We start from the raw sequence: 24,767 nt of genomic DNA, 5'->3' as shown, positions 1-24,767 counted from the left end.
ACGGTGCTGGGCGTCAGCTCAGGGCCTTGACGACTTCCTGGGCGAGCGGGACGGCCGAGGCGGGGTTCTGGCCGGTGATGAGGGTGCGATCCACCTCGAGGTGGGGGGCGAAATTCTCCTCGCCCTTGTGGTACTCCGCGCCCACGTCCGAGATGAGGCGGTCCTGAAGCAGCCACTTCGCCCGGTCGGCGAGGCCGTTCTGGATCTCCTCGGAGTTGGACAGCCCGGTCAGGCGGTAGCCGGCGAACGGGGACTTGCCGTCGGCGTCCACGGTGGACAGCAGCGCGGCCGGGCCGTGGCAGACCAGCGACACGATCTTGCCGGAGGCCAGCCAGTCGCTCAGCAGCTTGCCGGCCGCGGGGTCGTCGGACAGATCCTCCATCGGGCCCCAGCCACCGGGGACGAAGACGGCGTCGTAGTCGTCGATCCGGACGTCCTCGATGCGGATCGGGTTCGCCAGCTCGGTGGCCTCGCGCAGGGCGGTCTTCATCCGCTCGGCGCCCTCCTCCCCGCCGTTGAACTCCGGCGTCAGGCTGAGCTCGTCTGCGGTCGGCGGGACGCCGCCCGGGGTGGCCGCGGCGATCTCGTAACCGGCCTCCTTGAAGACGGCGTACGGGCCTAGGGCCTCCTCAGCCCAGAACCCGGCCGGCTGCTGGAATCCGTCGGCCAGGGTCCAGCGGTCAGCGGCGGTGATGAGGAAGAGGATCCTCGTCATGGGTTTCTCCCTGAGAGCGAGTGGGGTCAGCCGTTCGCGGCCTGCTGGACGATGTGGCTGTCGGCGGCCTGGACGAGGTGGGTGAGCTTGCCGTCGCCGACCGTCCACAGGTGGATGAAGCGCGCGTCCGACTCCTGGCCGGACTTGGACACGGCGTGGTAGTGGCCGCGGACGAAGACGTGCGGGCCCGCGTCGTAGAACTCCTCGGCCACCGCGCCGAAGGAGGTGAAGTCGGGCGCGAGCCGGCCGAAGAAGTCGGCGCCGGCGCTGGCCCAGGTCTTGTAGACGCCGCCGTAGGGGAAGCCGGGGGTGATGTCCCAGACGATGTCGGGGTCGATGACCTCGGCGACCACGTCCGGAGCCATGCCGGAGTCATAGAACCGACGGACGAGGGCGACGTTCGGGGAATCGGACATGGGGGTGCTCCTCGGTGATCTGACGGTGCGGGATGGGGTCTGTATCAGGCAGCGAGGGCGGCGCGGCCGGCGAGGAAGAACGCGGTCTGCCGCGCGACGCGGGCGCCGAGGCTCTCGGCGGTGGCGATGTCCGACTTGTGGACGGCCTCCGGGCCGGCATCGACCGGGGTCTGGGCGCCTGCACCGACGAAGTAGCCCAGACGGTTGATGTCGTCCTCGCTGCCCTCGGTGGAGGCCCAGCCCGGCTGGATGCCGAGGTTGACCCAGTGCATGCCGTGCTGGGCGGCCATGGTGAAGAAGTAGCCCAGGGTCGAGGACTTGTCGCCGTTCTTGGCGCCGGAGTTGGTGAAGCCGGCCGCGATCTTGTCGGCCCAGGTCTGGGTGTACCAGCGCTTGCTGCTGGCCTCGGCGAAGGTGTGGAAGGCGGCGGAGGCGGTGCCCATGTAGGTGGGGGCACCGAAGATGATGGCGTCGGCGGCGTCCAGTTGCGCCCACTGCTCGTCGGTGATCGTGTCCACGGGTACGGAGATCACCTCGGCGCCGGCTTCAGCGGCACCGCGCGCCACGGCCTCGGCTATGACAGCGGTGTGGCCGTAGCCGGAGTGGAAAGCGACGGCGACCGTGGGGCGGGAGGTGGAGGACATGGGGGTATTGCTCCTCGAAAAGGATTGCGTGAATCGTGCTCTGGAAGCATGGCACGGAATTCAACAGCGAAGGTAGGAAGGATTTGTCCCTGGTCAGGATTCGTTCCTGGCTGGGAGGAAAGCACAGGGGGCATGCCGGAAATCGCAGTAGCCCATTTGTGCTGGGCTCTCCTGCCATTTCTCGGTACTGGCATGAAAGGAGACCGCGCCCGTCAGTTGACGGTGTCGGACAACCGTCAGTTGACGGTGTCGGACAAGGAGTCGTCCTGCTGGGCCGCTGCCCACGAGGAGAGGAAGCGCAGCCCCTCGTAGGTGCGCGAGTCGGGTTCGGCGCTCCAGACGATCAGCTGCTGGTCGGGGTCGGCCACGCAGGTGAGGGCGTCCCAGGCGAGGGTGAGTCGACCGGCGACCGGGTGGTCGAACACCTTGGTGCCTCCGGTCCGGGGTGCCACATGGCGGCCTCCCCACCACCGGCGGAACTGGTCGTCCCGCACCGACAGCTCACCGACGAGGGCGGTCGGTCTCCGGTCATCGGGACAGGACGCGGCCTGCTGCCGCAACACGGCCACGGCGTTACGAGCGGAGTCCTCCCAGTCGACGTACAGCGTTCTCATGGCAGGGTCGGTGAACAGCTGCCGGACGTAGTTGCGCTGCTGCTTGGCGACCTTCGCGAAATCGGTGCTGAACAAGGCGGCGGCCATCGGGTTCCACGCCAGGATGTCCAAGTACCGGCCCAGGACCACGCCGGGGGCCACGCTGAGCTCGTTCAGCACGGTGCGCAACCGGGGGTGCGCCTTCTGCGGAGCCCGCCGCCGCGCCCCACCGGCCTCCCTTCCGGCCAGCTCGAACAGACGGTCCCGCTGGTCGTCACTCAGGTGCAGGACCCGAACAAGCTCGGACAGCACGGACGCGGAGGGGGTCATGCGACCCTGCTCCAGGCGGGTGTAGTAGTCGGTGCTGATGGCGGCCAGCACGGCCACCTCGTCCCGGCGCAGGCCGGCCACGCGCCGCCGCCGGTCGGTTTCGGGCAGACCGACCGTACGGGGGCTGAGCTCGGCCCGGCGGGCCTTCAGGAATTGGCCCAGCTCCTTACGGTGCGCACTGCTATTCATACTGGCGAGTATGCGCCGTGCGCCACTCGGCTGGGTAGGACGGTTTTGTCCCTGGATAGGTCTTCCCTGGGGTGGAATTCTCCTCCGTACGGGCCCTGCGGGCGGTGACGGAGTCAGAGACCGGCATTTTTTTCACAGGCCGTCGACGCTTCTGTATACCCCATTGGCCATCGTCGAGGAATCCGGCACGTCCGGGTGCCACCGCTGCCCCAGTATCAGCATCACAGCACCGCACGAAGAAAATCACGATGGAACTCCTGAAGCGGCCGCCGACCGGCAAGGGCCACCCACCGGCGCGAAGAGCACACCCGAGCCCGAGCCACCCCTACCCGAGAAACGCGTCAGGAGAAAAGACATGCGAGCAACTGTGATCCACGCCCCCGGTGACATCCGGGTGGAAGACGTCCCCGAGCCCAAGATCGTCAAGCCGACGGACGCGATCATCCGTACAGTCGCCACCTGTGTGTGCGGCTCGGACCTGTGGCCGTATCGCGGCCTGGAGCCTGTCGGTGACCCGCACCCGATGGGGCACGAGTACGTCGGCATCGTCGAGGAGACCGGCAGCGAGGTCACCCACGTCAAGCCGGGCCAGTTCGTGGTCGGCTCCTTCGCCACCTCCGACAACACCTGCGCCAACTGCCAGAAGGGCTGGCAGTCCTCCTGTCTGAACCGCGAGTTCATGAGCACGTGCCAGGCCGAGTACGTGCGCATCCCCAACGCCCACGGCACGCTGGTGGCCACCGACGGCGACCCGGGCGAGCATGTCGTGCCCAGCCTGCTGGCCGTCTCCGACGTGATGGGCACCGGCTGGTACGCGGCTCTGGCCGCCGAGGTCAAGCCGGGCTCGACGGCCGTGGTGGTCGGGGACGGGGCGGTCGGCCTGTGCGGGGTGATCGCCGCGAAGGAGCTCGGCGCGGAGCGGATCATCGCCATGTCCCGGCACGAGTCCCGTCAGAAGCTCGCCCTGGAGTTCGGCGCCACGGACATCGTGACCGAGCGCGGCGAGGACGGCGTCGCCCGCGTCAAGGACCTGACCGGCGGCATCGGCGCCGACAGCGTGCTGGAGTGCGTGGGCACCGCCGAGTCCATGCGGCAGGCCCTGCACTCCGCGCGGCCGGGCGGCAACGTCGGCTTCGTCGGCGTCCCTCACGAGGTGGCGGTCGACGGCCAGGAGCTGTTCTTCTCCCAAGTCGGTCTGCGTGGCGGCCCGGCTCCCGTACGCCGCTACCTGCCCGACCTGATCGACCGCGTGCTGTCGGGCCACATCAACCCGGGCAAGGTCTTCGACCTCACCCTGCCCCTGGACCAGGTCGCCGAGGGGTACAAGGCGATGGACGAACGCCGCGCCATCAAGACCCTCCTGATGCCCTGACCCGGTCGCCTCGTGAGCGTGAGTTGCCCCAGCCGCGCTCACGTCCACGAGGGCACACCCCGCTCCGCAGTCGTAAGGAGGCAAGCCCATGACGACCTGGACGAACGACGAGCTGACCCGGATCGAGCACGCCGAGGAACTTCAGATGGCCCCCTCGCGCAGCGACGGAACGCCGCGCACACCCGTGCCGATCTGGGTCGTCCGCGACGGCGACGACCTCTACGTCCGCTCCTTCCGCGGCAGCGCCGGCGCCTGGTACCGCGCGGCCCGGGCCAGCCACGAGGGCCGTGTCCGCTCGGGCGGCGTCGACAAGGACGTCACCCTCGTCGAGGTCACCGACGCCGGCGTCAACGACCGGATCGACGCCGCCTACCGCACCAAGTACGGCCGGTACGGCGCGAGTTACGTCAATCCCATGGTGGCCTCGCGGGACACGACCCTGAAGCTCGTACCGCACTGAAACAGCAGCTCTTTCACCCCTCCAGGAGAAGCACCTTGCTCGGTCTCGAACTCGTCGTGGTCCTGGGCGTGGCCGTGCTGGTGGGCAACGCCGTGGGACAGCGCCTCGGCATCGCACCGCCCATCGTCCTGCTCGTGACGGGTGTGCTCCTGGGGTTCGTCCCGGCGGTGCGGGAGGCCCAACTGCCCCCGGAGGTCGTGCTGTTGCTCTTCCTTCCGGTGCTGCTGTACTGGGAGAGCCTGACCACCTCCCTGCGGGAGATCCGCACCAACCTGCGCGGCATCCTGCAGCTGAGCACCGTGCTGGTCATCCTCACGGCCTGGGCCGTCGCGGCTGCCGGGCATGCCCTCGGCCTGCCGTGGGGACCGGCGTGGGTGCTCGGCGCGGCCATGGCGCCCACGGACGCGACGGCGGTCGGCGTCCTCGCCCGCGCACTGCCGCGCCGCCAGGTCACCATCCTGCGTGCGGAGAGTTTGGTCAACGACGGCACGGCCCTGGTCGTCTACGGTCTCGCCGTCGGCATCACGGTCGGCGAGGAACACCTGAGCATCCCGCACGTCGGCGGGCTGTTCCTGCTCGCCTACGGCGGCGGGGCCCTGGTCGGGGTGGCGGTCGCGTGGGTCAACATGAACCTGCGGCGCCGCCTGACCGATCCCCTGCTGGGCAACCTGGTCATGATCCTGGCGCCCTTCACCGCGTATCTGCTCGCCGAACTGGTCGAGGCCTCCGGCGTCCTCGCGGTGGTCGTCAGCGGCCTGATCATGTCCCAGGTCGCCCCGCGCATCATCCCGGCCGAACACCGCACGCAGGCACTGGCGTTCTGGCCGCTGGCCACCTTCATCATCAATGGGGCGCTGTTCGTCCTGGTGGGGGTGGAACTGCAGTACGCCGTCCGCCACCTCAACCACGCCGATCTCCGGGACGCGTTGATCGCGGTCGGTGTCATCTGCGTGGCGCTCGTCGCTGTGCGCTTCGCGTTCCTGTACGCCTCCACCTACCTGGTCCGCGCACTCGACCGCCGTCCCCAGCAACGCATGCTCCGGGTCGGTCACCGGACCCGTGTGGTCAGCGGGCTGGCCGGGTTCCGGGGCGCGGTCTCGCTCGCGATGGTGCTCTCGGTGCCGCAGACGCTCGACTCAGGCGAGCCGTTCCCCGACCGCAGCTTCATCGTCTTCGTCACCTCCGGCGTCATCCTCGTGACGCTGGTGGTGCAAGGACTGCTGCTGCCGGTGGCGGTGCGCTGGGCAAAGCTGCCGCCCGACACGTCGGTCGACGAGGAGCACGACCTGGCCGAGACCGCCGCCATTGAAGAGGCGATCAAGGCGATGCCCCAGCTCGCCGCCGACCTGCGGAGCGATCCGAAGATCGTCGAGTGGCTGCGGCAGGAGTACGAGGCGCACCTGGCGTCCGTCCGGGCCCGGAGAGCGGGTGCCCACGACGACCCTGCTGTGCTCCAGCACCAGGACTACCTCGCGCTGCGCCTGGCCCTCATCGCCAACAAACGCGCCACCGTCGTCCGGCTCCGCGACGAGCGCCAGATCGACGACACGTCCTGCGCCGCCTGCAGGCCGCCCTCGACAGTGAGGAGGTCCGCCTGGCCGGAGGCGCGACGGTCGAATGACTCATCCCCCGAGGAGGAACTTTGCTCCACCAGCTGCAGGACGCCTCCCGGCACACCGTGCGCCTGGACCGCATCCGCGCGTGGACCTGGCCGGGCGATCAGCGCGGTGACCAGCGTGTGTGTGCCCGTTTGTTGTGCGGCGGGCACGGGCACTCGGCACCTGACAGAAAGGCCGGCCGGAGCAAATGTGCGGTTACCGGGCCACGCCTGTGCGTCGGCTTTCGTGGGAGTACGGCCATGGCAAAGATCCTCACGGTGCTCTATCCAGACCCCGTTGACGGCTATCCGCCCAGGTATGCCCGGGATGAGATCCCGGTCATCAGCGGCTACCCCGGAGGGCAGACGGCGCCCACCCCCCGGAGCATCGGCTTCAAGCCGGGTGAGCTGGTCGGCTGCGTCTCCGGCGAACTCGGTCTGCGTACTTTCCTGGAGGAACGGGGCCACACCCTGGTCGTCACCTCCGACAAGGAGGGGCCCGAATCCGTGCTGGACCGCGAGCTCCCCGACGCCGACGTGGTGATCTCCCAACCGTTCTGGCCCGCCTATCTCACCCCTGATCGGATCCGGCGCGCACCGCGCCTGAAGCTGTCGATCACAGCCGGGATCGGTTCGGACCACGTGGACCTTCCGAGCGCCATCGAGCACGACATCACCGTCGCCGAGGTCACCTACAGCAACAGCATCAGCGTGGCTGAGCACGCGGTCATGCAGATCCTCGCTCTCGCCCACAACTATCTGCCTGCCCACGAGTGGGTCACCGCCCGACGAGGCTGGCACGTGGCCGACAGCGTCTCGCGGAACTACGACCTGGAAGGCATGGACGTCGGCGTCTTCGGCGCCGGACGGATCGGCCTGGCAGTGCTCCGCCGACTGCAGCCGTTCGACGTGAAGCTGCACTACAACGACGTGCACAGGCTGCCACCGGATCTCGAGCGGGAGCTGGGGCTGACCTGGCATGAGGATGCCCGCTCCCTGGCGGCCGCCGTCGACGTGCTCTCCATCCACGCGCCGCTTCACGCCAAGACGGTGAACCTCTTCGACGACGAGATGCTCGCGACCATGAAACGCGGGTCGTACCTCGTCAACACAGCCCGCGCGCTGATCGTCGACCGGGACGCCGTGGTACGCGCTCTGGAACGAGGCCATCTGGCGGGCTACGCCGGTGACGTCTGGTACCCCGAGCCGCCGGAAGAGGACCACCCCTGGCGCAGCATGCCGCACGAGGGCATGACACCGCACGTGTCCGGTTCGACGCTCTCCGCGCAGGCCAGGTACGCGGCAGGCGTCCGGGAAATCCTGGAGTGCTGGTTCGACGACCGCCCGATCCGTCAGGAGTACCTCATCGTGGAGGGCGGCAGGCTTGCCGGGACCGGGGCTCGCTCGTACACGGTCTGATCACACCACAGGAGCCGGCGGGGGCCGTCACCACCCGTGCACAGGGAAGCCCCCTGGGGCTCGTCCGGCCAGGGCCGCGCTGGCCGGCGAGGCCGGAGAACCTGGCGTCGCCCGTTCTCACATGGGCGGCGCTCAGTGTGTCCGGCTACTTCGTTGAGCGCCCCTTTCGAGGACTCGGCCCGCACGCTGAGCTGCCGCCCTTCCGCCGATGGGGGTTCAATCGCCGTTCCGGTTGATCTCGATCCGCCGAAGCGAGGGCACCAGTAACGGCACCAGCATCGCCACCGCTGCTACCCCGCCGCCGGTGACGGCGACCGCCGCTGTCCCGAACGCCGCGGTCAGGAAGGGCGCGGACAGTTGGCCGATGGGGACGGGGACGGAAGACCAGAATTCGTCTTGGGCGCCGACTCGGGAGAGCAGCCGCTCCGGGACGCGGGTGCTACAAACGGTTTCCCACACGACGGTGAAGAACTCGGATGCCACACCCGCTGCAAAGGCCGCCGCGGCAAGCCAGAAGGTGTTCGCGCCGACGCCGAGCAGGATCAACGGGACGGCGGCCAGTGACATCAGGGACAGCGCCGGCACCCATGTTCAGGGCGTTGAAGACAGCAAAGGCCGACGTCACCGCCCAGATCCACGGCTTGGAGCTGAAGTAGCTCCAGCCCTCCCGCAGTTCGACGAGCATCGTCGAGCCGTCCTCGGTACGCGGCGGCAGGTCGGGCAGCGACATACGGGCGAAGCACGCGGCCGCCAGGAGGAAGGACACGGCGTCCGCAGCAATCGCCCAGCCGCCTCCGACGGACGCGGTCAGCAGCCCTGCGGCGGTCGGGCCAAGGATCCGAGTGGCGTTCCTGACGGACGCCAGCAGGGAGCTGGCCTGCTGCCGCCGCCAGATTCGGGACGATACCGCGCAGCGCGGGCTTGGTCAGTCCCTGACTGATGCCGTTGAGGGCGGACAGCGGCAGCAGGAACGCCGGCTGCTGGTGGGTCAGGAGGAGGAACGCGACGCCGACCTGGGTGAGGCCGGCGCCCAGGCTGGTGAGGCACAGCACGGTGTCGCGTCGGTAGCGATCGGCGATACCGCCGCCGAGAAGGAGTGTCGCGACCATCGGGACCAAGGCCGCAGTGGTAACCGCGGACAGCCAGGCCGCGCTATCCGTGACCTCCAGGACGCCAAAGGCCAGGGCGACAGGCGACATGGCACTGCCCGCCATGGAGATCGACTGGCCACCCAGAAACCACCGGAAGGCAGCGGAGCGGAGCGGCCGCCCGGACGCGAGGCCCGCAGGGGATGCCGGTAAGGCGTCCCTTTCAGGTGGTTGAGGATCTCGACCCTCTGGTGCATCTGATGCAGGCACAAGGGGCCACCGTGCCAGCGCATGCAGGACGCCTCAAGTGGTTTTCGCGGATCGGCCGCGCTGCTCCGAGGCGCCGCTGCCGGAACTGAACGACCCCAGGCCGGAACTCGGACGCCGGCCTCCTCAGGGAGGAAGCCAACATTCGGCTACGTCACCGACTGGGTCGCCGGCAGAACCCGCTATCGCCTCACCATCGACTCAGCCGAGCAGGCCACGCTCGCCCAGCGCCTCGCTGCCTGCCCCGACCAGCCCATCACCGTCGCCCTCGCCCGCTGAACGCGGTTCTGGCCCGTCACCACGGGGGAAGTGACGGGCCAGACATCGCCCACTTGCCATGAGACGTGGCGCGTCAGGTCACCGGTTCGGGTGCAGGACCACCTTGGTGTAGCCCTCGACGCGCTTGTCGAACTTCTCGTACGCCTGCGGCGCCTCGTCGAGCGACAGCTCGTGCGAGACGACGAAGCTGGGCCGTGCGCGACCCTCGATGATCATGTCGCGCAGCTGCCGGTTGTAGCGCTTCACGTTGCACTGACCGGTGCCCAGGCGCAGTCCCTTTTCGAAGAGCCTGCCGATGGCCACCACCAGCTTGCCCTGTTTGGCCTGCTCGTCCGGCCCGCCGGGGTCGGACGGAACGTACAGGCCCGGAATGCCCAGCGCTCCGGTCGGCCGCACCGTCTCGACGAGCGAGTTCAGGACGGTCGCCGGCTCCTCGCGGTCCTCGCCCCGTGCCTGGGCCTGGTAGCCGACCGCGTCGATGCCCTTGTCGGTGCCTTCTCCCTCCGTCTGGTCCTTGATCTGCTCCACCGGATTGCCTTCGGCGAAGTTGACCGGGATCGCGCCGATCTCCTCGGCCTTCTGCAGCCGCTCGGCCACCCGGTCGACGACGAACACCTTCTTGGCGCCGCGCAGCAGGGCGGAGTAGGCGGCCATCAGGCCGACCGGCCCGCCACCGTAGACGGCGACGCTCTCGCCAGGACGGACGTCGGCCAGCTCGTTGCCGTGGTAGCCCGTCGGGAAGATGTCGGCGAGCAGGACGAAGTCGCTCTCGTTGGCATCGCCTTCCGGGAGCTTCAGACAGTTGAAGTCGGCGTACGGCACCCGTACGTACTCGGCCTGTCCTCCGATGAACGGTCCCATCGCGACGTAGCCGTACGCACCGCCCGCGAACCCGGGGTTCACGGTCACGCAGAACCCCGTGAAGCCGGCCGTGCAGTTCTTGCAGAACCCGCAGGCTACGTTGAAGGGCATGACCACCCGGTCGCCCCGCTTGAGCGTCGAGACTCCGTCCCCGGTCTCCTCGATGATTCCGAGGTTCTCGTGGCCGAACACGATGCCCGGCTCGGCCGCGGTGCGGCCCTCATACATGTGCAGGTCGGAGCCGCAGATCGCCGTGGACGTCACGCGGACGATCACGTCGTTCGGGTGCTGGAGTCCAGGGTTTTCCACCTGCTCGACCGCGACTTCGAACGGTCCCTTGTAGACGACGGCCTTCATGCCTACGCACCTCCGCCCGGTCGTGCTTCTTTCGCGTCCTCGTGTTTTTGTGCTCTATCTCATGCTCCGCCCGTTGTGTGCCATAGGACAAGTTGGCTACTGTCGACACATATCTGCCTCTGTGGAAGCGAAAGAAAGCGCACAGTGATACGACGCCTCGGGACCCTGCTCGTCCCTGTGTCCGGCCTGTCCGGCACCACTTATCCGCCCGGAACCACCGTGTCGATCAGCGGCCGGGGGGCGGCAGTGGACGGTTTCGTCGACGGGGACTGGCTGCCCCTTGCCTGGTGGGAGTTCACCGAGGGCCGTACCGAGGACGCCGCCGAAGCCTGACCGGCCGTTCCGCCTCCGGGCGGAACGGCCTCCCGGAGGCGGTTCACCCGATCGGCCCCCCTGCGGATGCCGATCGCGCCCGCGCCGCGGACGCTCTGAACATGCCGGAACCTACATCCAAGGCACGTCTCGTCGGCGAACTCTCAGCCGAGTTCGCCGGAACCATGATCCTCATTCTCTTCGGATGCGGTGTCGTCGCGCAGGTCGTCGCCGGTGGCGCGTTGACCGACGGCGCATTGGGCGACCACGACAGCATCGCATGGGCCTGGGGCCTCGGCGTCGTCTTCGGCGTCTACGTGGCAGCGCGCGTCAGCGGCGCCCACCTCAACCCCGCGGTCACCCTTGCGCTCGCGGCCTTCAAGGGCTTCCCGTGGGCCAAGGTCCTGCCGTATGCGCTGGCCCAGACGGCGGGCGCCTTCGTCGCCGCCCTGCTGGTGCGCTGGAACTACAGCGAGGTACTGGCAGCAGCCGACCCCGGCCACACCGACAAGACGGAGATCGTCTTCTCCACCCTGCCGGGCAACGGCGGCCTTCCGATCAGCCAGCTGGGTGCCTTCCGTGACCAGATCATCGGTACTGCCATTCTGGTGCTGCTGATCTTCGCGGTGACCGACCTGCTGAACACGCCGCCGGGCGCGAACCTGGCCCCGTTCATCATCGGCCTGATCGTCGTCGCCATCGGCATGGCCTGGGGAACCGACGCCGGCTACGCGATCAATCCAGCCCGTGACCTCGGGCCCCGCCTGGCAGCGTTCCTGACGGGCTACGGAGGCGCTTGGCGTGATCAGTACGGCGACCTCTACTTCTGGGTACCGATCGTCGGTCCCCTTGTCGGTGGCCTGGTCGGCGCGTTGCTCTACCGCCTGCTGATCGGCCGCTACCTGCCGGTCACCGAGCAGGAGCCCGGCCGGGTGCCCGCGCCGGAGAAGTGAAAGGGACAGCCATGCCCGAGTTCGTCGGTGCGGTGGACCAAGGCACCACCAGCACTCGCTTCATGATCTTCGACCACGACGGCAACGAGGTCGCACGCCACCAGCTCGAACACCAGCAGATCTTCCCGCGCTCCGGCTGGGTCGAGCACGACCCCGTGGAGATCTGGGAACGTACGAACTCCACGATGCAGAACGCTCTCCGCCTGGGCGACCTGTCCGCCGACGACCTGGCGGCCATCGGGATCACCAACCAGCGGGAGACCACCGTCATCTGGGATCCCAGCACCGGCCAGCCGTACTACAACGCGATCGTCTGGCAGGACACCCGCACCGACTCGATCGCCGCGGCGCTGGAGCGGGAGCACGGCGACCTCATCCGGCGCAGGACGGGGCTGCCACCGGCGACGTACTTCTCCGGCGGCAAGATCAAGTGGATCCTGGAGAACGTCGACGGTGTCCGGGAGGCCGCGGAGAGCGGGCGGGCACTCTTCGGGAACACGGACGCCTGGGTCCTGTGGAACCTCACCGGCGGTCCGAACGGCGGCATCCACGCCACGGACGTCACCAACGCCAGCCGCACCATGCTGATGAACCTCGAGACCCTCGACTGGGACGACGAACTGCTCGACATCTTCGGCATCCCGCGCGCCATGCTCCCGGCCATCAACCCGTCCTCCCACCCGGAGGCGTTCGGGACCACCCGCACCACCCGTCCGCTGCGCACCGCCGTACCCATCACCGGCGTCCTCGGGGACCAGCAGGCGGCCACCGTCGGCCAGGTCTGCTTCCGCCCGGGCGAGGCGAAGAACACCTACGGCACCGGCAACTTCCTGGTCCTCAACACCGGCACGGAGATCGTCCGGTCCAGGAGTGGTCTGCTGACCACGCTGGCGTACCAGTTCGGGGACGCGCCGGCGGTGTACGCGCTGGAGGGGTCCATGGCGGTCACCGGGTCCGCCGTGCAGTGGCTCCGCGACCAGATGCGGATCATCTCCTCCTCCGCCGAGGTCGAGGCACTGGCCGGGCAGGTGGAGGACAGCGGCGGCATCTACTTCGTTCCGGCCTTCTCCGGCCTGTTCGCGCCCTACTGGCGCTCCGACGCCCGGGGGGCGATCGTCGGTCTCGCCAGGTTCCACACCAACGCACACCTCGCCAGGGCGACCCTGGAGGCCATCTGTTACCAGAGCCGCGATGTGGCCGAGGCGATGGAACAGGACTCCGGGGTGGCACTCGACGTGCTGCGGGTCGACGGCGGCGTCACCGCCAACGACCTGTGCATGCAGATGCAGGCCGACATCCTCGGCGTACCGGTCAGCCGCCCGGTCGTCGCCGAGACCACCGCGCTCGGCGCCGCCTATGCGGCGGGGCTCGCCACCGGTTTCTGGGAGAGCACCGACGAGCTCCGCCTGCACTGGCACGAGTCGAAGCGGTGGCAGCCACAGTGGAGCGACGAGCAGCGGGAGAAGGGCTACGCGGGCTGGAAGAAGGCCGTGGAACGCACCCTCGACTGGGTCGAGGTCGAATAACCGGGACGCCGGGCGCCTGCGTGTTCAAGCTGAGCGGGTGGCGTGCTTCGAGCTGGTGCCGATCTCGTGTCCGCAGAGCCTGCGGTGGGAGCGCCCGTGCGCAGTTTGCCGGCCGCGGGCGCCCTCGCACACGAACCGCGGGCGAACTGGGAGCATGCCGGCACGGCGCCGTTCACGTTCGTCGACAGCGTCGAGGAGGCCATCGACGCCGCACAGCGCTATGCCGGCGATCGGGTCGTGGACGTGGCCGGCGGCGAGATCGGTGGACAGGCCCCGCGGCTTGGCTCAGCAGCGGGGCGGACGCGGCCAGACCCTCGTCGAGTTTCGCGACGAGAGCAGTCGTGACGGCCGCGCGCGCAGGCGGGCGTCGGGGCTTGCTCATTTCCGCGAACCCATGACATGACTGTCTTCGCTTACCGTGACTTTTCATGTATTGACGCTCAGCGCGGCAATTCTCAAGCTGGTAGGCGGGGGTGGTGGAAGGGATTGCGGTCGTGAGTGGTGTGCAGAGTGGACTTCCCCGGTTGCTGACGGCAGCGGAGACGGCGGCGCCGGTGGACGCCGTCGACGTGGTCGCGGAGGACCTGCGGCGGCGTTTCCAGGCCACGAAGGTCTCTTTCCTCATCGTGGACCTGACAGGGAGAGCGGTAGCGCGGCTGTCCACCGCCCCTGCGGAGGGTGGGCGGGAGGCGGAGCGGATCCCCATGTTCGGCAGCGCCTACGAGGAGGTGATCCGTACCCAGCGGCTGTATCAGGAGGCGACCGGCCAGGGACAGCGGGTGATCATGCCGGTCACCAACCGGGGGGATGCGATCGGGCTGCTGGAACTGCTCCTGCCTGCCGACCCCGGCGAGGACGTCCTTGATGCGGTCGGGGAAGCCGCCCACGCGCTGGCCTACATAGTGATCGCCAACGGGCGCTTCACCGACCTCTACACCTGGGGCAAACGCTCCAGGCCCCCCACCTTGGCGGCAGAAATCCAGTACCAGCTCCTGCCCCCGTCACTGTCGTGCGAGGCTGCCCAGTTCACCCTGTGCGGGAACCTGGAGCCCTCCGAAGACCTCAGCGGCGACACGTTCGACTACACCCTGGACAGCGACACCCTGCATGTGTCGGTGACCGACCCCATGGGCCACGACATCGACTCCGCCCTGGCCGCCACGGTCCTCGTGAGCGCCCTGCGCGGCGCCCGCCGCGCAGGAGCCGGCCTGCCCGAGCAGGCCCACCGGGCCGACCAGGCGCTGGCCGACCACGGCCAGGGTCACGCCACTGGGCAGCTGCTGCGCATCAATCTCCACACCGGGCAGGCCCAGCTCGTCAACGCCGGTCACCCCTGGCCACTGCGCATGCGCGAGGGGGCTGTGGAGGTGATCACCTGCGAGGTGGACCATCCCTTCGGGCTGTCCGTGTTCGCGCCCCACCACTACCGCGTTCAGGACCTCGATCTGCGCCCCGGTGACCGTCTGCTCATGTTCACCGACGGCATGCTCGAACGTCATGGGGAGAAGGTCGACCTGCCCGCCCTGCTGGAGCGCACCAGGGACCTGCACCCGCGGGAGACCGCGCTGGCGCTGACGTCCGCAGTCCGGGACGCCGCCGACGGCTGGCTCGAAGACGATGCCACCGTTATGTGCCTGGACTGGCACGGCCCTCAGGAGACCCAGCGGCACGTCAGCTCCGGCGCGGACACTCGGCAAGCCTCAGCCGCCCGCACGAAGCAGCAGCCCTGGCGACGCAGTTCTTGATGCGCTTGAGCGAGCTGCCGGCTCGAGGCGACTACACGGTCGCCGTCACGGAAAGCCACGGATGGCGGCCCCTTCGATTCCGCACCTCCATGCCTGACGCAGTCCGTCACCGGCACGCGATGCTGCCGCCATCTGATCATGCGACGACGGTGGAGCAGCAAGCACGGCTGCCCTTCGCCATACCAAACGCCTACAGGATCACCGCACGCAACCTTGAACACCCGACCAACACCGACCGAAGCACCATGTGCAGGACGGCCCGATGGTCGCCCGCTGCGAGAACACTGCCGCCTGCCGACGGATGACCGGCAGGCGGCAGTGTTGCCACGCGCGTCCGGCTACGTCCTCAGGCGAGCTTGACGGACCAGCCACCGTCGACGGGAACGATCACGCCGGTCACGAACGAGGCCCGGTCCGAGGCCAGGAACGCGGCGACGTGCGCCTGCTCCTCCGGCTGCCCGGCCCGGCCGAGAGCCGCCCGGCTCTCCAGGTCCGCCATGATCTCGGGCGGCACCGCGTGGTTCTTCCTGCTGAGGGTGAAGCCCGGGGCGACCGCGTTGGCCCGGATGCCCTGGGCGCCGTACTGGACCGCGACGGCCTTGGTGACAGCGTTGACGCCGGCCTTCGCCGCGGAGTAGGCCGGTGAGATCCTTCCGTCCACGTTGAAGGCGGCTGCGGAGGAGAAGTTGACGATGGCGCCGCCGCCGGTGGGCAGCATCGTCCGTACGGCGTGTTTGTTGGTGAGGACCGTGCCGAGCAGGTGGACCGAGGTCAGGGACTCGAACTCCTCGACCGTGACCTCCGCACCGCGGCGCCCACCCGGGTTGCCGGCCACGTTCACCAGGATGTCCACGCGCCCGAACACCTCCAGGGCGTGCGCGAACATCGCCTCGACGTCCTCCTCGCGCGTCACGTCGGCCCGGAACGGGCTCACCGAGGGGCCGAGCGCGACGGCCGTTTCCACCTGTCCGCCGCTGATGTCGGCCGTGAGGACCTGCGCGCCCTCCTTCACGAACACCGCCGCGCAGGTGGCGCCGATCCCCTCGGCCACACCGGCGCCGGTGATCACGGCCACCTTGCCCTCGAGCAAACCGCCCGACGGGTACGGCGAGTTCGCCACGCGCTCTTCGACTGTCATCTTCTGCTCCGGTTCTTGTGGGCTTCCCGGGAGCGGAGAGTGTCCGGCCCGGGAAGGTGGTGCGGTGGGTCAGGCGGTCGGTACACGCGGGCGGAGTTCGGCGACGCCGCCGACCGACCGTGCCGCCGTAGCTGCGAGGGACGCGGGACGCTTACGCCTTCTGGGTGGGGGCGGCCACTGCGGCGGGGATCCCGTGCTCCGTGGCGCCCGCGCGATGCCGGGGGAGGAAGGAGGCCAGGAGCAGGGCGACGAGGGCGGCGCCGCAGCCGATGGCCATGATCACCTTGAACGAGTTCTCGGAGGGCAGGGCGTGGCCGGCGAAGTCGGTGGTCATCTGGGCGAGGATGACGCCGGAGGCGGCGCTGGCGATGGAGGTGCCGATGGAGCGCATCAGGGTGTTGAAGGCGTTGGCGGCGGCGGTTTCGGAGACCGGGACCGCGCCCATGATGAGCATGGGCAGGGCGCCGTAGGCGAAGCCGATGCCGGCGCCGATGACGCAGGAGACGAGGATCAGCTGCCAGATCTCGCTCATCATCACGATGTTCAGGGCGTAGCCGGCGGCGACGATGAGAGCGCCGATCATGAGGGTGAGCTTGGGTCCCTTGGCCTCGGAGATCTTCGACGACAGGGGGGCCGCGAACATGACGATCAGGCCCTGGGGTGCGAGGACCAGACCGACGGTGAGCAGGTCCTCGCCCAGGCCGTAGCCGGTCTGTTCGGGCAGCTGGAGGATCTGCGGGACGATCAGCTGCATCGCGAAGAGGGAGAAGCCGAAGGCCAGGCCGGCGAGATTCGTGAAGAGGACCTGGGGGCGTGCGGTGGTGCGCAGGTCGACCAGCGGCTGGGTGGTGCGCAGTTCGAGCAGGCCCCAGGCGAGGAAGATGACGACGGCTGCGGCGAAGAGGCCGAGGGTGGCGCCGCTGCCCCAGCCCCAGTCGCCGCCCTTGGAGATGGCCAGCAGCAGGCAGACCAGGCCGCCCGCCAGGGCGAGGCCGCCGATCAGGTCGAAGCGTCCGCCGGTGCGCACCTTCGACTCCGGTACCAGCGTCAGCACGGTGACGAGCGCGACGGCGCCCATGACGGTGGAGGCCCAGAACAGGGTGTGCCAGTCGAAGTTGTCCGCGACGAAGGCGGCGATGGGCAGGCCGAGCGCGGCGCCGATGCCGAGGGAGGCGCTCATCAGCGCGGTGGATGCGGCGAGCCGGTCGGCGGGCAGCTCGTCGCGCATGATGCTGAGCCCGAGCGGGATGACGCCGGCGGACAGGCCCTGCAGGACACGGCCGATGATCACCGGGTTGAGGGAGTCGCTGAGAGCGACGATGGCCGAGCCGATCGTCAGCATGGCGAGGCTGGTCAGGAGCATGCGGCGCTTGCCGTACATGTCGCCGAGGCGTCCGGCGATGGGGGTGGCGACGGCGGCGGCGAGCAGGGTGGCGGTGACGGCCCAGGCGGTGTCCGAGGCCGGGGCGTTCAGCAGTTCGGGCAGTTTCGGCACGATCGGGATGACCAGGGTCTGCATCAGCGAGACCACGATCCCGGCGAAGGCCAGCACAGCGACGATCACGTTCGGGTTCGGGGGTGAGGACGCCGTGGTGTCTGCGGGCCGGGTGGGGGTTTCGGGCATGGCTGGTCTCCGTCTGAGCAGGCAGGTGGGTGGTAGCCCCGGGTAGAATTAAATCAACGGGTTGATTTAAAAACTACTCCCAGGGTTGGCCGGGTTCAAGTCGGGCTGACTGAATCCAGCAGGAACGCCGTGTGGAGAGGTCGTGGAGGAGGGTGGCATGTGCCGGCCGTGACATTGCGTACGCTTTCGTCGTTCGACCTCGCCGACCCGGTCGAGGATCTGCGACGGCCTGGGGGACGGGCCCTCGCGGATGGTGTGATGTCCCGAAGTGGTGATGGATGATGGCCGGCAGGACGAGGCGGGACGAGCAGGTCAGTGCGACGCGTGAGGCGCTCCTGAGTGCGGCGGAGCGGCTGTTCGCCGAACACGGGGTGCATGCGGTCGCCAACCGTCAGATCAGCGAGGCCGCCGGGCAGGGCAACAATGCCGCGGTCAGCTATCACTTCGGCACCAAGATCGACCTGGTGCGCGCCATCGCCCGCCGGCATGCCGAGGGGATAGAGGCCGGCCGTCTGCGCATGCTGGCCGCCATCGGTGACTCCACCGACCTGCGGGACTGGGTGGCCTGCGCGGTGCGTCCCGTCATCGAGCATGTGGAGGCACTGGGTGCCCCCAGTTGGTACGGTCGGTTCATCGCCCAGGTCACGGCCGACCCGGCTCTGCGGGCGGTCACGACCGAGGAGTTCGCGGCCGCCTCACCGTCGATGCAGAAGCTGCAGGACGGCCTGGATCGCTGTCTGCCCGACCTGCCGGCCGAGGTGCACGCCGAGCGCAGCGCCATGACGCGTCACCTCATCACCCAGATGACCGCCGAACGTGAGCGCGCCCTTGCGGACAACGAGCCGACTTTCCGCGCCAGTTGGCGGGATGCCGCGAACGGCCTGATCGACGCCGTCGTCGCCCTGTGGCAGGCGCCCGTCACGCGAGAGGCGTGACCGGCGGCCCGTTCGGTGGGTTTCTGCGGGGCCGACGGGCAGCCCTGGCGAAGGCTGGTGTTGCCTGGTCTTCAGCGACGTCGAGTCAGAGAAGACCGAGCGGCCCGCAGCCGCGATGCGTGAGGCTGTGCCGTGAGGCTCAGGCTCTGCCCCACAGCCGCCAGATCCTGGTTCGCGGGCTTACCGCGTCGGCAGGATGATGGCGGAGGGGTGTTCGGGGTCGTGGAAGACGTGCTGGTCGGCGGCGCGGAGGGTGGTGGCAGTAGCGCGGGGTTCGCCGGTGCCGGGGTTGCGGTTGTAGCGGGGGAAGGCGCCGCTGGATATCTGGACCCGGATGCGGTGGCCGCGCTTGAAGCGGTACGCGGTCGGCCACAGCCTCACGTCCGCCTTGGAGGTCTCGTCGGCGTCGGTGAGGCTGGTCAGGCCGTCGCAGACGTTGGTGGAGCGGCCGTCGGCGTCGACGTCGCAGAGGCGGACGAAGACGTCGGCGTAGGGCAGGCCGGAGCGGAAGAAGATCTCTGCGCTGACGTCTCCGATGACCTCTACGTCCTTGTCCAGTACGGGAGTTGTGTAGGTGAGGACGTCGGGGCGGGCCTCCAGCTCGGCGTTGTCGACGCGGCCGGACTTGATGCCGAAGGCCATGCGGACGCCGCCGACGGCGGGGGTGGGGTCGGCAGGGTCGTAGCGGTAGCCGTCGGGGGGTGAGTCGGCGGGCGGCTCGGTGGAGAGCGCGCCGCCCGGCTGGAGGTGGAAGCGCTGGGGCTCGTACCCCGGTGGCGGCCAGGACGGGAAGTCGCGCCACTTCTCCTCGCCCATGACGAACAGGCGTACCGGGGCGCGCTCGGCCGGCTCCTCGCCCTGGGCCAGGGGGAGGCCGAAGTCTAGGGCCTCGGCGAAGGCCACCTGTCCCATGCCCATGGAGGTGTGGGTCCAGGGGCCGACGGTGAGGCGGAGAGGGGAGCGTCCGGCGTCCTGGAGGACGCGGTGGTCGCGGAGTTGGCCGGGCAGGAAGATGTCGTACCAGCCGCCGACACTGCTCACCGGCACCTGGATGCCGGCGACCCGGTGGCGGTGGTCGAGGCCCTGCCAGAACGGCGCGTCGGCGTCGTGGTCGAGGATGTTCTGGACGTAGTCGTAGCGGTGGCCCATGGCGGCGGTGTCGGCCTGGTTCAACGGCAGCGTGTGCAGGGCGCGTTGGGCCTTCTTCGCCCCCAGTATCTGGCGGGGCATCGCGAACCGGCGTTCCTGGCCGGCGACCTGGACGGCCCAGACGAACGGGGTCTCCAGGGAGAACGCGTCACTGCGGAGGAAGTCCAGGGTGAGGGCCGATTCGGAGGCCACCGGGATCATGGCCTTGACCTGGGGCGGTACGGCGTCGGCGACCGCCCACTGGACGAAGCCGAGGTAGCTGGGACCGTGCAGGATCATCGACTCGCCGAACCAGGGCTGCTTGATCACCCAGTCGATGGTGTCGAGACCGTCCTCCCGTTCGCGGCGCAGCGGGTCGAAGGGGCCGTCGGAGCCGAAGGTGCCGCGCGTGCTCTGGACGAGCACCTGGAAGCCTCGTTCGGCCAGCGGCCGGGCCATCTGCCCGCCGATCAGGCCCGCCCTGCCGTAGGGGACTCGGATGAGCGCGGTCGGCAGGCCGTCGCCGCCTGCCTTCGGAGTCCAGCGGTCGGCCAGCAGGACGGCGCCGTCGCGCATCGGGACGCGCAAATCGCGTTCGATGGTCAGGTCCCTGGTGAGGGGTGGGGGTAGGCGCAGCATGCGCTGGACGAGGTGGCTGCTCAGGTTCATCGGGGGCTGCCTCCGGGGGCGGGAGCGAGGGCGGGACGGCTGCTGACGAGCACCGTCGAGAGGCGCAGCAGGCGGTCCGCCAGTTCTTCGGGGTCGAGGGGGTCGTCCGCGTCGATCAGCCAGTCGTTGACGATCGCGCCTGTCCCGCCCGTGATCAGCGCCTTCAGGTCCTCGGCCGTGGCCTCGTCCAGGTCGCCGAACGTCTCGCGCAGGCCCGTCATGGTGATGAGCGAGCCGAACAGCCTGTTCAGCGCCCGGGTCATCGGGAAGGCGCAGGATCCGGTGAGCATCGCGCGGTAGAAGGGCCGGTGCCGGACGAAGTGCCGGGCCATCGCCAGCAGGCGCGCGCGATGCGGTGCGCTGTCGTCCCCGACCTCAGGGATGAGCTCCCGTTCGACGAGGTCGGTCGCGGCCGCCACGAGGAGCGCGTCACGGTCTCCGAACTGGATGTACACCAGCTGCCGGCTGACGTCCGCGGCCTCGGAGAAGTCGATGACGGGGATGGCGGTGGTGCCGCGCTCGGAGACCAGGCGGACGGCGGCGGCCATGAGGGCGGCGCGGGAGCGGAGCACTCGGCGGGCTTGTCGGTCCTGCATGCCGACGAGGCTAGACAGATGTCAAAAGATGGGCAACTGTTAAATCAATCGATTTACTGAAGTTGCCGAAGGAGCATCCATGTCCGCAGTCGAATCCCCTGAGCCCGAGGTCCGTACCACCGCCGGTGTGGTGCGCGGTCGTACGGAGGACGGCCTGGCCGTCTTCCGGGGCATTCCGTACGCCGAGCCCCCGCTCGGCGAGGCCCGCTTCCAGGCGCCACGGCCCGTGCGCGGCTGGGACGGCGTGCGGGAGGCCTACGAGTTCGGTCCGCCGGCCCCGCAGGACGCGAACATGGGCGGCCGAAGCGGCGGGGACTTCCTCATGGGCACGGGCGACGACTGGCTGACGGTCAACGTCTGGACGCCCGCACCGGACCCGGCCGCCCGTCGCCCGGTGATGGTGTGGATCCACGGCGGCGCCTACAAGCACGGGTTCTCCGGCAGCCCCGGCTACGACGCCCGGCACATCGCCCGCCACGGCGACGTGGTGTTCGTGTCGCTCAACTACCGCCTCGGCATCGAGGGCTTCGCCCGCATCGAGGGCGCACCCGCCAACCGGGGCCTGCTCGACCAGGTCGCCGCCCTGCAATGGGTGCGCGAGAACATCACGGAGTTCGGCGGCGACCCCGACCAGGTGACCGTCCTCGGCGACTCGGCCGGCGCCGGGTCCATCGCCTCGCTGATGGTCATGCCGAGCGCGGCGGGGCTCTTCCGGCGGGCCGTCGGACAGAGCCTGCCGGGCACGTTCTTCTCCGACGCCCTGGCCCGGGACGTCGCGACCGCGATCGCCGCCGAGGCGGGCCTGCGCCCGACAGCCAGGGATCTTTCCGGCGTGGACCCGCGACAGCTCCCGGCGGTCGGGCACGCGCTGCAGGAGAAGATGCGGCAGCACGAGGACCGCTGGGGCTCGTTCGCGCACACCCTGTCGCTCTTCTCGCCCGTCGTCGACGGCGAAGTGCTGCCGGTCACGCCCTGGCAGGGGCTGGCGGGCGGCGCGGGACGCGACGTGGAGCTGATCATCGGTCACAACCGCGACGAATGGCGCACGTTCTTCCTCTTCGGCAACCTGTTCGGCAAGGTCACCGAGGAGCAGGCGACGGAGGCGCTGCGCCACTTCGGTCCGGGCGAGGAAGGCGAGCGGGCCTACCGCGAGGCGTTTTCGGACGCGTCCGCCGAGGACCTGTTCGAGCTCGTGCAGACCGACTGGCTCTTCCGCATGCCGGCGCTGCACCTGGCCGAGGCGCAGGTCGCCGGCGGCGGGAAGGCGTACCTGTACGAGCTGGCCTGGCAGTCCCCGGGCCAGGGCGGACTGCTGCGCGCCTGCCACGGCCTGGACGGCCCCCTGCTGTTCGGCACCTACGACGCCCACCTGGGCCCGGTCGCCATCGGCCCCGAGAACATCACTGAGGCCCGCGAGCTGACGTCCCAGATCCGTACGGCCTGGACGTCCTTCGCCGCCTCGGGCGACCCGGGCTGGCCCGCCTACGACTCCCAGCAGCGCCTGACCAGGATCTTCGACACGACGCCGTCGGTCACGGCGTACCCGCAGGAGACCTCGCGCCGCCTGTGGCAGAACCACGTCTTCGAGGCGATGCCCCTGCTGACCGCCTGACGCCGGCCGCGGCTGCGCACCGCCCCTGACACCGACCGCCTGAGCAGCTTCCGGGAAGCCGCTCAGGCGGACTGCGTCGGGAGGGCGTCACCAGGTCGGACCAGCCCGATTCCCACCGCCGTCAGCACACCGAACTTGCCCCGCTGCCACCAGGCGGTACACGACCACTGCGGACTCGGCCAGAGCGCGCTCGCACCGTACAGCAGCAGCGCCGCCGAACCTCCCGACAGCCAGGCTGCTCACCGGGTGCTCCGCGTGGCGACGGTGTACGCGGCGACCGCGGCCGTGGGAACCATCGCCGCCCACGACTCACCGGCCGCCATGGTCACCGCCGTCCCGGCACGGAAGCCCGGCGCCGCCCGCCGGGTCACTCGACCCGCACTGCGAAGTTGTCGCTTTCGGTCCGGGAAGGATGCCCACCCCGCGACGGCTTGCCCTGCGTGCTCACTCGCGAGCTCCGTCGCTCCCCAGCTCCCAGGAACGTGGCAGCGACGGAGGCGAAGGCGACCGAGGCGATGCCGAGCCACTGCGGCCAGGCAAGCCGCTGCCCGAGGATGAGGAGGCCGAACAGCGCGCCGGCGGCGGGCTCCAGGCTCGTCAGCACGCCGAACACACGAGGGGGAATCCGGCGCAGTGCCTCCAGGTTCAGCGAGTACGGCAGCACGCTGGACGCGACCGCCACCACTGCGGCCACCCACAGCACGTGGGGGTCCAGGAGTGCGCCCCCAGCGTGGGCGACGCCGTACGGGGCGCTCAGCAGTGCGGCCCACAGCACCGCGAGCGCCAGGCCCTCGCCGCCGCTGAGGTGCCGCGCCATCCGGGAGGAGACGAGGATGTAGCCGGCCCAGCAGCACGCCGCCACCGCGGCCAGGGCGAGGCCGCCCGGGGCCAGGGGGACGCCGCCGCCACCGAGCAGGAGGACACCGCCGGCCGCCAGACAGGCCGGCAGCAGGTCGACCGCCCGTCGTGATCCGGCGAGGGCGATGGCGAACGGTCCGAGGAATTCGATCGTGGCCACGGCCCCCAGCGGGATGTGCTTCACCGCCTCGTAGAAAGCGAGGTGGTGCCCCGCCAACAGGGCCCCGGCGCCGATCACCGTCGCCCAGGCACCCTTCACCGAGTTCAACGCCCGCCGCCGCGGCCGCCACAGCAGACAGAGAAGCACTCCCGCGATCAGCAACCGGAGGAACACGACGCCCGCAGCACCCACCTGCGGGTACACCTGGGGTGCGAAGGCCGCGCCGAACTGGATTCCACAGACGCCACCCAGCACAAGCCCAGGAGCGGGTATTTTCCCCACGGCCCCTGCATAGCGCCGGGCCACGCTGCTGTGGTGCATCTCTTTCTCCGAATTCCTGTCGTCTCGGCTGCGGGACAACGCGACGGCTTCAGCCGCCCGGCCCTCGCGCTTGTCGTCTGCCGACCACTGGGTCCACGGCCGGCTGTGGCTGTCCTTGCCTGGCAGGTCAGGCCATGCGGCTCCGGACCGCGACCTACGGCTCTCGCCTCAGAAGCGCACGGCGCGACGGACGGGTTCGGAGGCCTGTTCCATTGCGCCCAGCGCGCTCCCGACGCGCCTGCATCGGCGTCCTGCACTGCATCCTGGGCCGGACTGTTTCCGGAGTCGTCGGGTTCAGTCGGCGATCCGCAGCAGCAGTTTGCCGGTGGACGTGCGGCTGCCCATGAGGCGGTGGGCTTCGGCGGCGTCGGTCAGGGGGAACTCGGCGGTGACGGGGAGGGTGACGGTGCCGTCGGTGACGGTGCGGAAGGCGCGTTCGGTGAGTGAGCGCAGGGCCTGGGGGGCGGACTGGGCGAGGGCGAGGATGGAGAAGCCGGCGACGGTGCGGCCCTGTGCGTAGAGCTCGGGTTGTCCGACGTGCCAGGGCTCGGCTCCGCCGGCGTTGCCGAAGGAGACCAGGCGTCCGTAGACGGCGAGTGTGTC

General features: G+C 69.6%; 21 protein-coding genes and 3 pseudogenes. 10 read left to right on the top strand and 14 right to left on the bottom strand.

From position 1 onward, the window contains the following. Nucleotides 1–13: 13 nt before the first annotated feature. The 4 genes from IE263_RS33385 to IE263_RS33370 all read right to left on the bottom strand — a co-directional run bounded on the left by IE263_RS33385 (nt 14) and on the right by IE263_RS33370 (nt 2,887). Nucleotides 14–715 (bottom strand): type 1 glutamine amidotransferase domain-containing protein, encoded by a 702-nt coding sequence (locus tag IE263_RS33385; RefSeq protein ID WP_189941628.1) that lies wholly within the window; start codon nt 713–715, stop codon nt 14–16. A gap of 26 nt (nt 716–741) precedes the next feature. Beyond that, nucleotides 742–1,131 carry a nuclear transport factor 2 family protein gene (locus tag IE263_RS33380; RefSeq protein WP_189941627.1) on the bottom strand — a complete coding sequence of 130 codons (390 nt, stop codon included), beginning with the start codon at nt 1,129–1,131 and terminating at the stop codon, nt 742–744. A 44-nt stretch (nt 1,132–1,175) separates the two neighbouring features. Beyond that, nucleotides 1,176–1,775 carry a flavodoxin family protein gene (locus IE263_RS33375; protein WP_189941626.1) on the bottom strand — a complete coding sequence of 200 codons (600 nt, stop codon included), beginning with the start codon at nt 1,773–1,775 and terminating at the stop codon, nt 1,176–1,178. 236 nt (nt 1,776–2,011) lie between these two features. After that, on the bottom strand, nt 2,012–2,887 hold the full coding sequence (locus tag IE263_RS33370) for a helix-turn-helix domain-containing protein (protein ID WP_189941624.1): 876 nt from the start codon (nt 2,885–2,887) through the stop codon (nt 2,012–2,014). Between the two features lie 355 nt (nt 2,888–3,242). On the opposite strand from IE263_RS33370, the gene IE263_RS33365 reads away from it, so the two are divergent. The 4 genes and pseudogenes from IE263_RS33365 to IE263_RS33350 all read left to right on the top strand — a co-directional run bounded on the left by IE263_RS33365 (nt 3,243) and on the right by IE263_RS33350 (nt 7,735). Beyond that, on the top strand, nt 3,243–4,259 hold the full coding sequence (locus tag IE263_RS33365; RefSeq protein ID WP_189941622.1) for a zinc-dependent alcohol dehydrogenase family protein: 1,017 nt from the start codon (nt 3,243–3,245) through the stop codon (nt 4,257–4,259). Nucleotides 4,260–4,347: 88 nt separating this feature from the next. After that, the gene (locus IE263_RS33360) at nt 4,348–4,719 is read left to right on the top strand and encodes a DUF2255 family protein (protein ID WP_189941621.1); all 372 of its coding nucleotides are present in this window, start codon (nt 4,348–4,350) and stop codon (nt 4,717–4,719) included. A 56-nt stretch (nt 4,720–4,775) separates the two neighbouring features. Then, nucleotides 4,776–6,209: pseudogene (locus IE263_RS33355) on the top strand (Na+/H+ antiporter); the annotation flags it as partial. Between the two features lie 368 nt (nt 6,210–6,577). Then, nucleotides 6,578–7,735: an NAD-dependent formate dehydrogenase gene (locus IE263_RS33350; protein WP_189941619.1), complete on the top strand. Its 1,158-nt coding sequence runs from the start codon at nt 6,578–6,580 to the stop codon at nt 7,733–7,735. A gap of 216 nt (nt 7,736–7,951) precedes the next feature. Here IE263_RS33350 and IE263_RS33345 read toward each other — a convergent pair whose 3' ends face one another. The 4 genes and pseudogenes from IE263_RS33345 to IE263_RS33335 all read right to left on the bottom strand — a co-directional run bounded on the left by IE263_RS33345 (nt 7,952) and on the right by IE263_RS33335 (nt 10,587). Beyond that, the gene (locus IE263_RS33345) at nt 7,952–8,302 is read right to left on the bottom strand and encodes an MFS transporter (RefSeq protein WP_189941617.1); all 351 of its coding nucleotides are present in this window, start codon (nt 8,300–8,302) and stop codon (nt 7,952–7,954) included. Between the two features lie 79 nt (nt 8,303–8,381). Next, nucleotides 8,382–8,573 (bottom strand): annotated as a pseudogene (locus tag IE263_RS50130) (MFS transporter); the annotation flags it as partial. 49 nt (nt 8,574–8,622) lie between these two features. Next, nucleotides 8,623–9,093, bottom strand: a pseudogene (locus IE263_RS50125) (MFS transporter); the annotation flags it as partial. Nucleotides 9,094–9,447: 354 nt separating this feature from the next. Then, nucleotides 9,448–10,587, bottom strand: a complete 1,140-nt coding sequence (locus IE263_RS33335) for a glutathione-independent formaldehyde dehydrogenase (RefSeq protein ID WP_189941613.1) — start codon at nt 10,585–10,587, stop codon at nt 9,448–9,450. A 144-nt stretch (nt 10,588–10,731) separates the two neighbouring features. Between IE263_RS33335 and IE263_RS33330 the strand changes: the two genes are divergently transcribed. The 4 genes from IE263_RS33330 to IE263_RS33315 all read left to right on the top strand — a co-directional run bounded on the left by IE263_RS33330 (nt 10,732) and on the right by IE263_RS33315 (nt 15,123). Beyond that, nucleotides 10,732–10,920 (top strand): hypothetical protein, encoded by a 189-nt coding sequence (locus tag IE263_RS33330; protein ID WP_189941611.1) that lies wholly within the window; start codon nt 10,732–10,734, stop codon nt 10,918–10,920. A gap of 101 nt (nt 10,921–11,021) precedes the next feature. Further along, nucleotides 11,022–11,852 carry an MIP/aquaporin family protein gene (locus tag IE263_RS33325; protein WP_189941609.1) on the top strand — a complete coding sequence of 277 codons (831 nt, stop codon included), beginning with the start codon at nt 11,022–11,024 and terminating at the stop codon, nt 11,850–11,852. A gap of 11 nt (nt 11,853–11,863) precedes the next feature. Further along, nucleotides 11,864–13,378 (top strand): glycerol kinase GlpK, encoded by a 1,515-nt coding sequence (gene glpK / locus IE263_RS33320; protein WP_189941607.1) that lies wholly within the window; start codon nt 11,864–11,866, stop codon nt 13,376–13,378. 554 nt (nt 13,379–13,932) lie between these two features. Further along, nucleotides 13,933–15,123 carry a PP2C family protein-serine/threonine phosphatase gene (locus IE263_RS33315; protein WP_189941887.1) on the top strand — a complete coding sequence of 397 codons (1,191 nt, stop codon included), beginning with the start codon at nt 13,933–13,935 and terminating at the stop codon, nt 15,121–15,123. Nucleotides 15,124–15,469: 346 nt separating this feature from the next. On the opposite strand, the gene IE263_RS33310 is transcribed toward IE263_RS33315, so the two are convergent. Together IE263_RS33310 and IE263_RS33305 are read right to left on the bottom strand one after the other, a co-directional pair. Continuing rightward, on the bottom strand, nt 15,470–16,261 hold the full coding sequence (locus IE263_RS33310; protein ID WP_189941605.1) for an SDR family NAD(P)-dependent oxidoreductase: 792 nt from the start codon (nt 16,259–16,261) through the stop codon (nt 15,470–15,472). A gap of 151 nt (nt 16,262–16,412) precedes the next feature. After that, on the bottom strand, nt 16,413–17,885 hold the full coding sequence (locus IE263_RS33305) for an MFS transporter (RefSeq protein WP_189941603.1): 1,473 nt from the start codon (nt 17,883–17,885) through the stop codon (nt 16,413–16,415). Between the two features lie 281 nt (nt 17,886–18,166). Between IE263_RS33305 and IE263_RS33300 the strand changes: the two genes are divergently transcribed. Further along, a complete protein-coding gene (locus IE263_RS33300; RefSeq protein WP_189941885.1) occupies nt 18,167–18,820 on the top strand; it encodes a TetR/AcrR family transcriptional regulator in 654 nt (217 codons plus the stop codon). Nucleotides 18,821–19,000: 180 nt separating this feature from the next. On the opposite strand, the gene IE263_RS33295 is transcribed toward IE263_RS33300, so the two are convergent. Together IE263_RS33295 and IE263_RS33290 are read right to left on the bottom strand one after the other, a co-directional pair. Then, on the bottom strand, nt 19,001–20,617 hold the full coding sequence (locus IE263_RS33295) for a CocE/NonD family hydrolase (RefSeq protein ID WP_189941601.1): 1,617 nt from the start codon (nt 20,615–20,617) through the stop codon (nt 19,001–19,003). After that, nucleotides 20,614–21,213 carry a TetR/AcrR family transcriptional regulator gene (locus tag IE263_RS33290; RefSeq protein WP_229911303.1) on the bottom strand — a complete coding sequence of 200 codons (600 nt, stop codon included), beginning with the start codon at nt 21,211–21,213 and terminating at the stop codon, nt 20,614–20,616. Before IE263_RS33290 ends, IE263_RS33295 begins: the two co-directional genes overlap by 4 nt. A 79-nt stretch (nt 21,214–21,292) precedes the next feature. On the opposite strand from IE263_RS33290, the gene IE263_RS33285 reads away from it, so the two are divergent. After that, nucleotides 21,293–22,825 (top strand): carboxylesterase/lipase family protein, encoded by a 1,533-nt coding sequence (locus IE263_RS33285; protein WP_189941599.1) that lies wholly within the window; start codon nt 21,293–21,295, stop codon nt 22,823–22,825. A 367-nt stretch (nt 22,826–23,192) separates the two neighbouring features. On the opposite strand, the gene IE263_RS33280 is transcribed toward IE263_RS33285, so the two are convergent. Both IE263_RS33280 and IE263_RS33275 read right to left on the bottom strand, forming a co-directional pair. Next, nucleotides 23,193–24,125, bottom strand: coding sequence for an EamA family transporter (locus IE263_RS33280; RefSeq protein WP_229911302.1), 933 nt, complete (start codon nt 24,123–24,125; stop codon nt 23,193–23,195). 333 nt (nt 24,126–24,458) lie between these two features. Beyond that, on the bottom strand, nt 24,459–24,767 hold a 309-nt coding region (locus IE263_RS33275), incomplete at its 5' end, for a zinc-binding dehydrogenase (RefSeq protein ID WP_189941598.1).

Origin of the sequence: Streptomyces aurantiogriseus, from assembly GCF_014649375.1 — a bacterium.
Taxonomy (GTDB): domain Bacteria; phylum Actinomycetota; class Actinomycetes; order Streptomycetales; family Streptomycetaceae; genus Streptomyces; species Streptomyces aurantiogriseus.
This window is presented reverse-complemented; position numbering and strand designations above follow the sequence as displayed.